The organism is Vibrio sp. Vb1729 (assembly GCF_033338655.1).
GTDB classification, from domain to species: Bacteria; Pseudomonadota; Gammaproteobacteria; order Enterobacterales; family Vibrionaceae; genus Vibrio; species Vibrio alginolyticus.
This window is the reverse complement of the sequence record NZ_JAWOTB010000014.1, coordinates 27,291-40,279: the sequence shown is the minus strand read 5'-3', so window position 1 is coordinate 40,279 and position 12,989 is coordinate 27,291. Positions and strand designations below refer to the sequence as shown.

The 12,989-nt window shown below is 45.8% G+C and carries 12 protein-coding genes; 6 read left to right on the top strand and 6 right to left on the bottom strand.

Annotation, left to right across the window (positions count from 1 at the left end):
- Positions 1-58: 58 nt before the first annotated feature.
- Entirely contained in the window at positions 59-1,510 is a 1,452-nt protein-coding gene (aspA, locus tag R7E29_RS09370; RefSeq protein WP_005382379.1) for an aspartate ammonia-lyase, read from the bottom strand.
- A gap of 431 nt (positions 1,511-1,941) precedes the next feature.
- Between aspA and R7E29_RS09365 the strand changes: the two genes are divergently transcribed.
- Entirely contained in the window at positions 1,942-2,460 is a 519-nt protein-coding gene (locus R7E29_RS09365) for an FxsA family protein (protein ID WP_132937290.1), read from the top strand.
- A gap of 70 nt (positions 2,461-2,530) precedes the next feature.
- Here the strand turns inward: R7E29_RS09365 and trmL are convergent, their stop codons facing one another.
- The 4 genes from trmL to R7E29_RS09345 all read right to left on the bottom strand — a co-directional run bounded on the left by trmL (position 2,531) and on the right by R7E29_RS09345 (position 6,013).
- Positions 2,531-3,010, bottom strand: coding sequence for a tRNA (uridine(34)/cytosine(34)/5-carboxymethylaminomethyluridine(34)-2'-O)-methyltransferase TrmL (gene trmL / locus R7E29_RS09360; protein ID WP_025768811.1), 480 nt, complete (start codon positions 3,008-3,010; stop codon positions 2,531-2,533).
- A gap of 136 nt (positions 3,011-3,146) precedes the next feature.
- A complete protein-coding gene (locus R7E29_RS09355) occupies positions 3,147-3,755 on the bottom strand; it encodes a superoxide dismutase (protein ID WP_005382382.1) in 609 nt (202 codons plus the stop codon).
- A gap of 174 nt (positions 3,756-3,929) precedes the next feature.
- Positions 3,930-5,324, bottom strand: a complete 1,395-nt coding sequence (gene cpxA / locus R7E29_RS09350) for an envelope stress sensor histidine kinase CpxA (RefSeq protein ID WP_132937289.1) — start codon at positions 5,322-5,324, stop codon at positions 3,930-3,932.
- Entirely contained in the window at positions 5,324-6,013 is a 690-nt protein-coding gene (locus R7E29_RS09345) for a response regulator (RefSeq protein ID WP_005382384.1), read from the bottom strand. Before R7E29_RS09345 ends, cpxA begins: the two co-directional genes overlap by 1 nt.
- Before the next feature lie 190 nt (positions 6,014-6,203).
- Here R7E29_RS09345 and R7E29_RS09340 point away from each other — a divergent pair, with 190 nt between their 5' ends.
- The 3 genes from R7E29_RS09340 (at position 6,204) to pfkA (ending at position 8,982) form a co-directional block, all read left to right on the top strand.
- A complete protein-coding gene (locus R7E29_RS09340) occupies positions 6,204-6,716 on the top strand; it encodes a CpxP family protein (protein WP_005386388.1) in 513 nt (170 codons plus the stop codon).
- Positions 6,717-6,827: 111 nt separating this feature from the next.
- Positions 6,828-7,742, top strand: coding sequence for a CDF family cation-efflux transporter FieF (gene fieF, locus R7E29_RS09335; protein WP_213908169.1), 915 nt, complete (start codon positions 6,828-6,830; stop codon positions 7,740-7,742).
- 277 nt (positions 7,743-8,019) lie between these two features.
- Entirely contained in the window at positions 8,020-8,982 is a 963-nt protein-coding gene (gene pfkA / locus R7E29_RS09330) for a 6-phosphofructokinase (RefSeq protein ID WP_005381521.1), read from the top strand.
- A gap of 90 nt (positions 8,983-9,072) precedes the next feature.
- Here pfkA and R7E29_RS09325 read toward each other — a convergent pair whose 3' ends face one another.
- Positions 9,073-10,455 (bottom strand): MATE family efflux transporter, encoded by a 1,383-nt coding sequence (locus R7E29_RS09325; protein ID WP_017635565.1) that lies wholly within the window; start codon positions 10,453-10,455, stop codon positions 9,073-9,075.
- A gap of 240 nt (positions 10,456-10,695) precedes the next feature.
- Here R7E29_RS09325 and R7E29_RS09320 point away from each other — a divergent pair, with 240 nt between their 5' ends.
- Both R7E29_RS09320 and groL read left to right on the top strand, forming a co-directional pair.
- A complete protein-coding gene (locus R7E29_RS09320; RefSeq protein ID WP_031855216.1) occupies positions 10,696-10,986 on the top strand; it encodes a co-chaperone GroES in 291 nt (96 codons plus the stop codon).
- Positions 10,987-11,063: 77 nt separating this feature from the next.
- Positions 11,064-12,710, top strand: a complete 1,647-nt coding sequence (gene groL / locus R7E29_RS09315) for a chaperonin GroEL (RefSeq protein WP_005381509.1) — start codon at positions 11,064-11,066, stop codon at positions 12,708-12,710.
- Positions 12,711-12,989 lie beyond the last annotated feature (279 nt).

Below are 12,989 nucleotides of genomic sequence, written 5' to 3'. Positions count from 1 at the left end.
TGGTTAACCGTATGAGAGCCTAAAAAAGGGGCCTGAGTGGCCCCCTTCGGATTCGTTATTACTCGTAACGTTTTGCTTTGTAAGTAGGATGCATGAAGTTTTCTACTGACAAGATTTCATCAAGCTCCTCTGCTGTAAGCAGACCGCGCTCTAGCACGACTTCACGAACACTCTTGCCAGTTTCTGCACAAATCTTACCTACGATGTCACCTTCGTGGTGGCCGATGTATGGGTTTAGGTAAGTGACGATACCGATAGAGTTGTAAACGTAGTTTTCGCAAACTTCTTTGTTCACAGTGATGCCGTCGATACATTTATCACGTAGGTTCACACACGCATTGTGTAGTAGAGAGATAGACTCAAACACGCTTTGTGCGATAACTGGTTCCATTACGTTTAGCTGTAGCTGACCGCCTTCTGCTGCGAAAGAAACCGTGTTGTCGTTACCGAGAACTTTGAAGCAAACTTGGTTTACTACTTCTGGGATAACTGGGTTTACTTTAGCTGGCATGATTGAAGAGCCTGCTTGCATTTCAGGTAGGTTCAATTCATTTAGACCCGCACGAGGACCAGAAGAAAGTAGACGAAGGTCGTTACAGATCTTCGATAGTTTCACTGCTAGGCGTTTTAGTGCGCCGTGAGTCATTACGTATGCACCACAGTCAGACGTTGCTTCGATAAGGTCTTCTGCTGCAACAACGTCAAGGCCTGTTACTTCCGCTAGGTGTTTTACTGCAAGCGCTTGGTAGCCAGTTGGTGTATTTAGACCAGTACCGATTGCGGTTGCGCCTAGGTTGATTTCTAGGAGGAGTTTAGATGTGTAATCTAGAGCACGAATCTCTTCGTTTAGTGTTACCGCCCACGCATGGAACTCTTGACCTACTGTCATTGGTACTGCGTCTTGAAGCTGAGTACGGCCCATTTTCAGTACATCTTTAAACTCAACGGCTTTAAGTTCGAATGCGCCTTTTAGGTACTCAATTGCTTCCATTAGCTTGTGTACGCTGTTGTATACCGCAATACGGAAGCCTGTTGGGTACGCACAGTTGGTTGATTGGCTCTTGTTTACATGGTCATTTGGATTAACAAATTCGTATTGGCCTTTCTCTTTACCCATCAACTCAAGCGCAACGTTTGCGATCACTTCGTTCGTGTTCATGTTAACTGAAGTGCCTGCACCGCCTTGGAATACGTCTGATGGGAACTGATCCATACACTTGCCAGTTTCTAGGATCAAATCACACGCTTCGATGATGTAGTTTGCAACGTCTTTTGGAATAGCGCCAAGTTCTTTGTTTGCTAACGCTGCTGCTTTTTTGGTCATTACCATGCCGCGTACAAATTCTGGTACGTCAGAGATGGTCATATTGGAGATGTTGAAGTTCTCGATCGCACGTAGCGTATGAATACCGTAGTACGCATCTGCAGGGACATGACGTTGACCTAATAGATCTTCTTCAATACGAGTGGCTGGGTTTGCTGTTTTTGGAGCATCAGATAGGGTAGCCATAGCAGGATCCTTAGATGATAATTCTGATAATAAAGTTATTTATTAGCCATTTCTGCAATCTAGAATCCATTCATCAGAATTTTTGGCTGGAAAATCCGTCCTGACTTATGTGGCACATGATACTGCACCTAGCGCATAAAAATAGTAACTAGATCACCTTTTTCGTTTTTCATGAGTCAATAATTTGCAAAGTATGAACGGGTTATTAATAACCCTTTATGGGTACTCGATTTTCCTCGACAAACATGAGTTTTTAGAGTTCGAAATTAGCACTTTAAAAGCACGAAAAAATCGGTATGCAATTGAATGAAACGCGCTCCCGCTACTTTGTCTAAAAAAGAAGGAGACCAGTATGAACACGCTTTTTTACAACGATTCGTTTGAGCTTAGTCTGCTTTTACCATTACACTGAATTAAACAAAGGAGGGCGTGTGTTTCCTATCTTATTATTAGCGTTTATTTTTGTTCCGATCATTGAAATCGGCTTATTTATTCAGGTGGGCGGCTTTTTAGGTTTATGGCCGACCATTGCACTAGTCTTAATCACTGCATTTGTTGGTGCGTCGTTGGTTCGTAGCCAAGGTATACAAACACTGATGTCAGTACAGGGGCGTCTTGAACAAGGTGAAATTCCAGCCCAGCAAATTTTTGAAGGCGTAATGCTAGCGGTGGCTGGCGTGCTACTGTTAACCCCGGGCTTTATGACCGATGCCCTTGGTATGTTGGTGTTGCTTCCTGCGCCACGCGCCGCGATAGCTAAATACTTGATGAGCAAAATGGTGGTGAAAACCATGCATGGTGGTGGCTTCCAAGGTGGTTTCTCTAACCAGGGGCCATTTGAGCAAGACCCGTTCCGTCGTGACCCATTTTATTCCCAGTCAGATAATGGCAAGACCTTCGAAGGGGAATACGAGCGTAAAGACGATGATGATCGCAACAAGCTCAACTGATTGAGTTAGACAGTAAAGAAAACAAAAGGGCGCACCAAGCGCCCTTTTCTGTATTTGGAATTCGTGCTGCTTACAATGCGCCTTCAAAGCCCATTTGACGCCATGCTTCAAAAGCAATGATCGCAACGGCATTCGAAAGGTTTAGGCTGCGCGCATCTGGCATCATTGGAATGCGAATACGCTGCTCCATTGGCAAGCTATCGATGATTTCAGCAGGCAATCCACGAGTTTCTGGACCAAACATCAAAACATCACCCGTTTGGTATTGTGCATCAACGTGGTGGCCTGTGGTTTTGGTGGTGCAGGCAAACAATCGGTAGTTACCTTGCTTCTCTTTCTCTAAATATTCTAAGAACGCTTGATAGTTTTTATGACGCGTTACGCGAGCTAAATCATGGTAATCCAAACCAGCGCGGCGGACTTTTTTCTCTTCAAGATCGAAACCCAGAGGTTCAATTAAGTGAAGGTTTGCACCGCAGTTGGCGCATAGTCGAATGATGTTGCCGGTGTTCGGCGCGATTTCTGGTTCGTATAAAGCGATATCAAACATGGTATTGAAATAGAGTTGGTCAAAGAGAGGGGCAGTATATACCCAAGTCACCGAGATATGCGAGATTCAGCAAGATTGACCTGGGTATGAAAGCAGGCATTAGCGCGGATGTTAATACCGTAAGTAGCGATGCTCTTTATAAGAGAGCGTGAGCATAGTTTTCTTCAACTGCTCGCCAGTTGACGACGTTCCACCACGCATCAATATATTCTGGGCGACGGTTTTGGTAGCTGATGTAATACGCGTGCTCCCACACGTCTAATGCGAGGATTGGTTCACCGCGCACATCCACTACATCCATCAGAGGGTTGTCTTGATTACTGGTGGACGTAATGTGAATCTCACCATCTTTTACGATCAGCCATGCAAAGCCAGACCCAAAGGTATTGATGGCAGCTTGGGCAAACGCCTCTTTAAATTGCGCAAAGCTACCAAATTTATCGTTAATTGCTTGAGCAAGCGCGCCTTGAGGCTCTCCGCCACCGTTTGGTGACATGCAATTCCAATAAATGATGTGGTTGTAATAGCCGCCACCATTATTACGTACTGCTGGACTGAGCTTAGAGATATTGTCAAAGATCTCGTCTAATGACTGAGTTTCGAGCTCGCTCCCTTCAACGGCATTTACAAACTTATCAAAGTACGTCTTGTGGTGTTTGCTGTAATGCACTTCCATGGTTTTCGCGTCGATGTACGGCTCTAGTGAATCGTACGGGTAAGGCAGAGCGGGAAATGTATGTGACATAGTAAATCCTCCTTAATTGGAAAATTCACTTTAATGCTAACGATAATTATTATCAACTTTAATCTTTGTAAGGGTATTCTAAGAAGCCTCACCAATTTCTAAAGTGAGGGTGGGGCTGTGAATCACTCACTCTAGAAATATGGTGCGAATTATTGTTAGTTCATCAAATTGAGACTAACAATTGATCGGTAAGGTGATACTCATACGCAATCCGCCTAAAGGACTTCGGCTGGCTGCGATCGTGCCACTGTGCTGGCGAATGGCACTTTCGGTAATGGTTAGGCCGAGACCTGTGCCGCCAGAGTGGCGATCGCGGGCAGTCGAAACGCGATAAAACGGGCGAAAAATCGCGGCCAGTTCCTCTTCTGGTACACCTTCTCCATTATCGTCAACCGTGATACGAAGCGTATCGTCATCGGCTTTGATGTCGATTTGTACCTCATCTTTTCCGTAGTAAATGGCGTTACGAACGATATTTTCCACCGCACTCATCAGCAGTTTAGGGTTACCGGAAATATCGCGCTTAGGTAATTCTGAATAGTGTAGCTGTTTGCCCATTTGCTCTGCTTCAAACTGCGCATCTTTAATGATTTCTTCCCATAAACTTTCTAGTGGCTGTGTTTCGCGAGTCATATGACTGTTCGCCTGCATGCGAGAAAGCTCTAGTAGTTCGCTGATCATCTGTTCCAAGCGCTGCGCTTCGGTATCGATACGAGTCAGTTCTGGGCTTTCGCCTTGTTTACGCGTCGCTAATGCGCTTGCCATGCGCAGACGAGTTAAAGGTGAGCGCAGCTCGTGAGAGATATCGGATAGCAAACGTTGTTGTCCTGAAATCATCTGATTAACCGCTTCGACCATCTGGTTGAAGCTGCTACCTGCTTGACGAAACTCCGCCGTGCCTTTTTCTAAATTAGGGTCTGTGACAAATTCACCTTTCGCTACACGTTGAGCAGCGGCTTCAAGACGACGTGCAGGCTGACTCAAAGCCCAAGCAAGCCATAACAGCAATGGTGTACTAACCAACATGACCGCAAGCAAGAGCTGGAATGGGTGATCAAACAGACGCAGGAGTAGAGGTGGTGGCTCATTCCACTTGAAGCCCACGTACATCAAGATATCGGAACCTGCCAAAGTGATAGGAATTGGGCCCGCAATCATGTATCGACCATACAGCTTCTGCTTTGGATTATTGTAATCTTCGATACTGGTGACAAAGTTTTGCATGGCACGCAATTGAAAATTGCTGCGTTTTTCTGTCGTAAGAACATTACCGCTGTAGTCAGAAAAAAACACTCGTGGGCGAGGGTCGTGCTTGCCGTGGCGGTTGCCCTCGATACGAAAAAGTATGCGGCCTAAATCAGTTTGCTGGCTGTATTTTTGTTGGATTGAGTCACGCGTTTCTACCATACGTTTGTAGTGTTCTTCTGGAATATCGCGAGCTTTGCGTGGGTCCAAATGTGGCAGTGATAGCACGGCTATCAATACTAATAACATGGTGAACCAAAAAATGGCAAAGATGCGTCCATACAGGCTATTGATGTTTGGCAGTTTGATGCGTGATAGGCGCATTAATCCTCCTCAAGCAGCATGTAGCCACGACCACGCAGGGTTTTAATTCGCGGCTTGCCATTGCTTTGATCTGGTAATTTTTTACGTAAGTTCGAGACATGCATATCGATAGCGCGATCAAAAGCAGCGAGTCGTTTACCAAGCACATCTAAGCTCAGTGTCTCTTTGGTCAGCACTTGTCCTGGGTTTTGTACGAAGTGGGTGAGTAGCGCAAACTCGGTTGCTGTGAGATCGAGTAACTGTTGCTCACAATACGCTTCTTGCTTACCGGGATAGAGGCGGATTTCTTGATACTCAATGCAATCGCTGTTTTTGGTATTTTTTTGTGTGCTGCTAGTGCGGCGTAAAATCGCGCGGATACGCGCTAACAGCTCTCGGTCACTAAAAGGTTTTGGTAAATAGTCGTCCGCGCCCAGTTCCAAGCCGATCACGCGATCAATTTCTTCCCCTTTAGCGGTCAGCATCAAGACGGGAGTTTCCCAATTTTCACGTAAGCGTTTCAGCGTTTCCATGCCATTGAGTTTTGGCATCATGACATCCAACAAAATCAAATCAATCTTATCATTGATCGCGGCTAAGCCGGCTTCACCGTCATTTGCTTCGCTGACGTCAAACCCTTCGAAACTGAGTACTTCTTTTAATAAGCTGGTTAGCTCGATATCGTCATCGATTAAAAGAATGTTTGCCATGGGGGCACCTATAGTAAGTTACCGATAGCCTAATATTACATTGGAATGATGCGCAACGAAGAGGAGAAAAATCACTCTTTACGATTCTTTACGCTCCCTATACGTCGCTTTACCTAGCGGGTCGTATTCTATACTCAAGCGCTGTGAGAACAGCTCAGAAGAACCACTCACCTGTGTAAGGAATCGTATTATGAAGTCTGCAAAAAAACTTGTGTTAGCTGCTGTTGTTCTACCTCTTACTCTTGGCGCCGCAAGCGCATTCGCTTACGGTGGTAAAAACCATCATAAAGGTCCTCGTGACGAATGCGGCATGGGTATGGACCGAGGTGTCATGCGTCAACTAGACCTGACTGATGCACAAAAAGATCAGCTAAAAGAAATGCGTGAAGCAAACAAAGCAGAAATGAAAGCAAAATTCGCTGATGGCAAAGAAGCACGTATGGCTGAGCGTCAAGCGCATCACGCAAAAGTACAATCGCTTTTGCTGGCGGATAACTTTGATGAAGCTCAAGCTAGCGAATTAGCAAAAGAGATGGTTGAGCGCCAAACGGAACGTCGCGTGCAAATGCTAGAAAGAAAGCACCAAATGCTTAGCGTATTAACACCTGAGCAGAAAGCGAAATTTGTTGAGCTACAAAATGAACGTATGCAAGAGTGTGGCGACAGAATGCACAAGCGCATGGAAAAGTCGCGCAATAATTAAGTCATGAATTGATGTTATATAAAGAGGCAGCCATTGGTTGCCTCTTTTTGATCTGGTTATTTCATGGTCATTCAATATACTCAACGTATGGTTTTAGTTAACTCTTTGATTATGAAACAGCAATACGCACGTTTAGTTACGACCGCCGCTTGGACTGCAACCATTGTGGCGACGCTTCTTCTGATAGTAAAAGTCATCACGTGGTGGGTAACCGGCTCAGTGAGCTTATTGGCGTCATTGATTGACTCCATGTTAGATATCGCGGCTTCGGTTGTGAATCTTGTGGTGGTTCGTTACGCCTTACAACCGGCAGACCGCGAACATACGTTTGGACATGGTAAAGCTGAGTCCTTAGCGGCCCTAGCCCAAGCAATGTTTATTTCGGGCTCGGCAGTATTTTTGATTCTTAACGGGATTGACCGATTTTTCCGCCCACATGCTTTACACGCACCGGAGTTAGGTGTGTATGTATCGCTGTTTGCGATTGTGGTCACACTTGGCTTGGTGATGTTCCAAAAACATGTGGTTCGCGTGACGGGGAGCCAAGCAATAGCGGCGGATTCTCTGCATTATCAGACTGACTTGTATATGAATGCTGCGATCATGGTGGCTCTGGGGCTCAGTTATTTTGGAGTGACTCAAGCGGATGCTGTGTTTGCGATTGGTATTGGTGTCTTCATTCTTTATAGCGCTTTCAAAATGGTCAGCGAAGCGATTCAAACCTTACTTGATAGAAAGTTGCCCGATGAAGAGCTTGAGCAAATTAACCAAGCTTGTTTGAGCGTAAAAGGGGTATTGGGCGTGCATCAGTTACGCACGCGAATGTCCGGACCGACGCGCTTTATACAGTTGCATTTAGAGCTAGACGATAACTTACGATTAATTGAGGCGCATTACATCGCTGATAAAGTGGAAGATAATTTATTGGATCTGTTTCCTGATGCGGATGTATTGATCCATCAAGATCCATTGTCTGTCGTTTTCGGACCAGAGAAAGAGCAGAAAGCACAAGATTGGTCGGCTTGAAAAATCCATCAGTGCCCGACGACAAACAGGTACTTATTGACTATCTTTCCATCAATACTTATTAAGATTCGTGATCCTGATATGAATCAACAAAGTTTCATAGAGAAACTGTAATACTCTTACATAAGTAGAAAAGTTACATAAAAAAGTGCGTTTTCATTGGTAATCCTGTAGAGGAAATGTAACATAACGCACAGTTCTGGATTATGCAGGTTGCTTGGTAACAAGGGGCCTAAAAGAAAATTAAATAATTGATTGCCAAAGATCGAGGGTGAGCATGATTAAGAAGATCGGTGTTTTAACAAGTGGCGGTGACGCACCTGGTATGAACGCTGCGATACGCGGCGTAGTACGTACAGCACTATCCGAAGGATTGGAAGTATTCGGTGTGTACGACGGCTACCTAGGCCTATACGAAGGCCGCATCGAGAAGCTAGATCGTTCTAGCGTTTCAGATGTGATCAACAAAGGTGGTACGTTCCTAGGTTCTGCACGTTTCCCTGAATTTAAACAAGTGGAAGTTCGTGAAAAAGCGATTGAGAACCTGAAAAAACATGGTATCGATGCACTAGTGGTAATCGGTGGTGATGGTTCGTACATGGGTGCGAAGAAACTGACTGAAATGGGTTACCCATGTATCGGTCTTCCGGGCACAATCGACAACGATATCGCAGGTACGGATTACACTGTGGGCTACCTAAGTGCACTAAACACCGTTATCGATGCAATCGACCGTTTACGTGATACTTCTTCATCTCACCAACGCATTTCAATTGTAGAAATCATGGGCCGTCACTGTGGTGATTTGACTCTGATGTCTGCAATTGCGGGCGGTTGTGAATACATCATCACTCCGGAAACTGGTCTAGACAAAGACAAGCTGATCAGCAACATCCAAGATGGTATCGCTAAAGGTAAGAAACACGCGATCATCGCGCTTACTGAGCTAATGATGGATGCTAATGAACTAGCACGTGACATCGAAGCCGCGACAGGTCGTGAAACTCGTGCAACAGTACTTGGTCACATCCAACGTGGTGGTCGTCCAACTGCATTTGACCGCGTATTAGCATCTCGTATGGGTAACTACGCTGTTCACCTATTGATCGAAGGTCATGGTGGTCGTTGTGTAGGTATCGTGAAAGAGCAACTTGTTCACCACGATATCATCGACGCAATCGAAAACATGAAGCGTCCAGTACGCAACGATCTATACAAAGTTGCTGAAGAGTTGTTCTAAGCAAGCTTGAAATAGATAAACAAAACCGCGGCTTTCCGCGGTTTTGTTGTATTTGAGAATCAACAAAAAGAAACTAGTGATAGACGAGTGTTAAGACACGCTGCTCTGCTCTATGAGCGTTAATTTTCGCTCGCGCAGCGCAAACAAGTAGCCCAGTAGCCCACCCAACGTATTCCCAACCGCGATACCGATAAACAAGCCTTCAATGCTGTAGATTTGGCTCCCGACCCACGCCGATGGCAAGGTAAAAATGAACAGCCGCATAAAGCTCCACTGGAATGCACGCAATGGCTTGTGCATCGCATTCAAACCACTGACTAACATCATTACGATGCCTTGGAAGCCATAACTAAATGGCACCACCAGTAAATAATGCCAAAGCAGGTTTTTCACCGCATCTTCCTGAGAAAACAGCGCAGCCAGAGGAATGCTCAGTGGCACCATCATCAAGAAGATAAACCCTTGGAATACCACTGCAAAACGCATGCTAATAAATAAACCGGAAAAGGCTCGTTGCGGTTGTTTGGCTCCTAAATTTTGTGCCATAAACGGTGTGAGGGCAGAGGTCAGCGACATCAATACTAAAATCAATATGGACTCAATACGCTGCGCTGCGCCGTAAGCAGCAACCGCCGCTGTACCGTGGTTGGATAACAGCATCATCAGAATGGCACCGGACAACGGATTCATCGCGTTTGATAACGCTGCAGGGGTACCAATTTTTAGTGTCTGTTGCCAGTCTTGTTTCAGCAAAGCCCATTGGGGTTGAGCAAGCAATTTTTCCCGTTTAATTAGCACATAGAATGAGCCACACAAAGCACCTAACCAGCTAAAGGCACTTGCTATGGCTGCGCCTTGAATGCCAAGTTCCGGAAAAGGGCCATAACCGAAAATCAACAATGGATCGAGCATGCCATTAATCAAACCAGCCAACATCATGACTTTTGCTGGTGTTTTTGTGTCGCCAGTAGCTCGGATAGCACTGTTGCCCGCCATTGGGATCACTAGCAGAGGAATGGTGAGATACCAGACCTGCATATACTGCTCAATAAGAGGGATGAGATCATCAGACGCACCAAGAAAACGAAACAATGGCGCAATGGTGGTAAAGCCAATAGAAGACGCGATAGCCACAAGTAACACGGCTAATAACAAACCGTGGGTGGTGAACCGTGCAGCTTGTGGTGCATGACCTTGCCCAAGCAAGCGACCAATATTGGTCGATAGTCCCATCCCAATCCCCATCGTAATGCAGTTAACCGCAAAGGTGACAGGGAAGGTATAGCTGATAGCCGCTAGCGCTTGAGTGCCTAATAACGAGATGAAGAAGGTATCGACCAAGTTAAACATCAAAATCGCGATCATGCCCATGGTCATGGGTACGGTCATTTTCCGCAGCGTTTCAGGAATGGGTGCGGTCAACAAACCATGCTTATCGGTCGCTTGGGGTTCCAGCTTGTTATTTTCCTGCATGTGTGACAACTATCTGGTGAGCAAACTGCAAGGATACAAGAAAGCGAGATGCCGAGCGAGTGAGCATTTCTAACGCAAACCGTTGCCTAGTTGTTCGTTATTTTAACTAAGTCACAAAAATTTTGTGCCACCCCCTTGGGATCGCTGCTTCGACCCCTTATATAGGGATCACGTGTCTGGGGCTACAGTCCCTAAGGACAATTATCAAATAAACATGGAAATTTTCAGGAGAGACGACCGATGAACATTCGTCCATTACATGACCGAGTTATCGTTGAACGTAAAGAAGTTGAATCTAAGTCTGCTGGTGGCATCGTTCTGACTGGTTCTGCTGCAGAAAAATCGACTCGCGGTATTGTTCTAGCTGTGGGTAAAGGCCGCATCCTAGAAAACGGCACCGTACTGCCACTAGACGTTAAAGTCGGTGATACCGTTATCTTCGCTGAAGGTTACGGTACAAAAACTGAAAAAATCGACGGTAAAGAAGTGCTTGTCATGTCTGAAAACGACATCATGGCGATCGTTGAATAATAGCAATCATTGAGTAATTTTTTGCTCAGATTCAATTACGAAATTACACACAAAGAATTTTAGAAAGGAAATCAAAGATGGCTGCTAAAGACGTTAAATTTGGTAATGACGCACGAGTTAAAATGCTGGAAGGTGTAAACGTTCTGGCTGACGCAGTAAAAGTAACACTGGGTCCTAAAGGACGTAATGTCGTTCTAGACAAATCTTTTGGTGCACCGACTATCACTAAAGATGGTGTATCAGTAGCGCGTGAAATCGAGCTGGAAGATAAATTCCAGAACATGGGCGCACAAATGGTTAAAGAAGTTGCGTCTAAAGCAAACGACGCAGCGGGTGACGGTACAACAACAGCAACGGTACTAGCACAATCTATCGTTAACGAAGGTCTAAAAGCAGTCGCAGCGGGCATGAACCCAATGGATCTTAAGCGTGGTATCGACAAAGCTGTTGCCGCGGCAGTTGAGCAACTAAAAGAGCTTTCTGTTGAATGTAACGACACAAAAGCGATCGCGCAGGTTGGTACTATCTCTGCAAACTCAGACGCAAGCGTAGGTAATATCATTGCAGAAGCAATGGAGCGTGTGGGTCGTGATGGCGTTATCACGGTTGAAGAAGGTCAGGCGCTACAAGACGAGTTAGACGTAGTAGAAGGTATGCAGTTCGACCGCGGTTACCTGTCTCCTTACTTCATCAACAACCAAGAATCAGGCAGTGTTGATCTAGAAAACCCATTCATTCTTCTTGTTGATAAGAAGATCTCAAACATTCGTGAGCTTCTTCCAACGCTAGAAGCTGTCGCGAAAGCATCTCGTCCACTGCTTATCATTGCAGAAGATGTAGAAGGCGAAGCGCTAGCAACATTGGTTGTGAACAACATGCGTGGCATTGTAAAAGTTGCAGCTGTGAAAGCACCTGGTTTCGGTGACCGCCGTAAAGCAATGCTACAAGACATCGCTATCCTAACTGGCGGTACTGTGATTTCTGAAGAGATCGGTCTAGAGCTAGAAAAAGTTGCACTAGAAGATCTAGGTCAAGCGAAGCGTGTTTCTATCACGAAAGAAAACACGACTATCATCGATGGTATCGGTGAAGAAGAGATGATCTCTGGCCGTGTTGCTCAGATTCGTCAACAAATCGAAGACGCAACTTCAGACTACGACAAAGAGAAACTACAAGAGCGCGTAGCTAAACTGGCTGGCGGTGTTGCAGTAATCAAAGTTGGTGCTGCGACTGAAGTTGAAATGAAAGAGAAGAAAGACCGTGTAGAAGATGCGCTAGCCGCAACTCGCGCAGCGGTTGAAGAAGGTGTTGTTGCTGGTGGTGGTGTTGCACTTATCCGCGCGGCATCTAAGATTGCTCACCTAACGGGTGACAACGAAGAACAAAACGTTGGTATCCGCGTTGCACTACGTGCAATGGAAGCGCCAATCCGTCAAATCACGAAGAACGCAGGTGAGGAAGACTCAGTTGTTGCGAACAACGTGAAAGCGGGTGAAGGTAGCTACGGCTACAACGCGGCAACAGGCGAATACGGCGACATGCTAGAAATGGGTATCCTAGATCCAACTAAAGTTACTCGTTCTGCACTACAATTCGCAGCATCGGTTGCAGGTCTGATGATCACAACTGAAGCGATGGTTACTGACCTACCGCAAAAAGACGCGCCAGCGATGCCTGACATGGGCGGCATGGGTGGCATGGGCGGTATGGGCGGCATGATGTAGTGCGACGAGAGTCGCGTAGGTAGCTAGCCGAGCGGGCTACGTCCATAGTAACCACTAACTTTATGTTGTGGTTACTATCCCACCCGCCGAAATAGTAAATAAATAAAACCCGATATTCGGGCTTAACCCAAGCCCGAATATCGGTCCTCGTAAGAGGTCCGATTTTAGGCATGGGCGAAAGTCTGTGTCCCTCGCTTTAGGCGAATGATATACGTTGAAGCAGCGCTATCAGTGACTGTGAAGTAACGGGAATATTCGTGTCTTATTTAAGCTTGAGCC

Bases quoted from the DNA above. Each gene is read 5' to 3' on its own strand.
- aspA (WP_005382379.1), bottom strand. From the start codon at position 1,510: ATGGCTACCCTATCTGATGCTCCAAAAACAGCAAACCCAGCCACTCGT.
- trmL (WP_025768811.1), bottom strand. From the start codon at position 3,010: ATGTTTGATATCGCTTTATACGAACCAGAAATCGCGCCGAACACCGGC.
- R7E29_RS09355 (WP_005382382.1), bottom strand. From the start codon at position 3,755: ATGTCACATACATTTCCCGCTCTGCCTTACCCGTACGATTCACTAGAG.
- cpxA (WP_132937289.1), bottom strand. From the start codon at position 5,324: ATGCGCCTATCACGCATCAAACTGCCAAACATCAATAGCCTGTATGGA.
- R7E29_RS09345 (WP_005382384.1), bottom strand. From the start codon at position 6,013: ATGGCAAACATTCTTTTAATCGATGACGATATCGAGCTAACCAGCTTA.
- R7E29_RS09340 (WP_005386388.1), top strand. From the start codon at position 6,204: ATGAAGTCTGCAAAAAAACTTGTGTTAGCTGCTGTTGTTCTACCTCTT.
- fieF (WP_213908169.1), top strand. From the start codon at position 6,828: ATGAAACAGCAATACGCACGTTTAGTTACGACCGCCGCTTGGACTGCA.
- pfkA (WP_005381521.1), top strand. From the start codon at position 8,020: ATGATTAAGAAGATCGGTGTTTTAACAAGTGGCGGTGACGCACCTGGT.
- R7E29_RS09325 (WP_017635565.1), bottom strand. From the start codon at position 10,455: ATGCAGGAAAATAACAAGCTGGAACCCCAAGCGACCGATAAGCATGGT.
- R7E29_RS09320 (WP_031855216.1), top strand. From the start codon at position 10,696: ATGAACATTCGTCCATTACATGACCGAGTTATCGTTGAACGTAAAGAA.
- groL (WP_005381509.1), top strand. From the start codon at position 11,064: ATGGCTGCTAAAGACGTTAAATTTGGTAATGACGCACGAGTTAAAATG.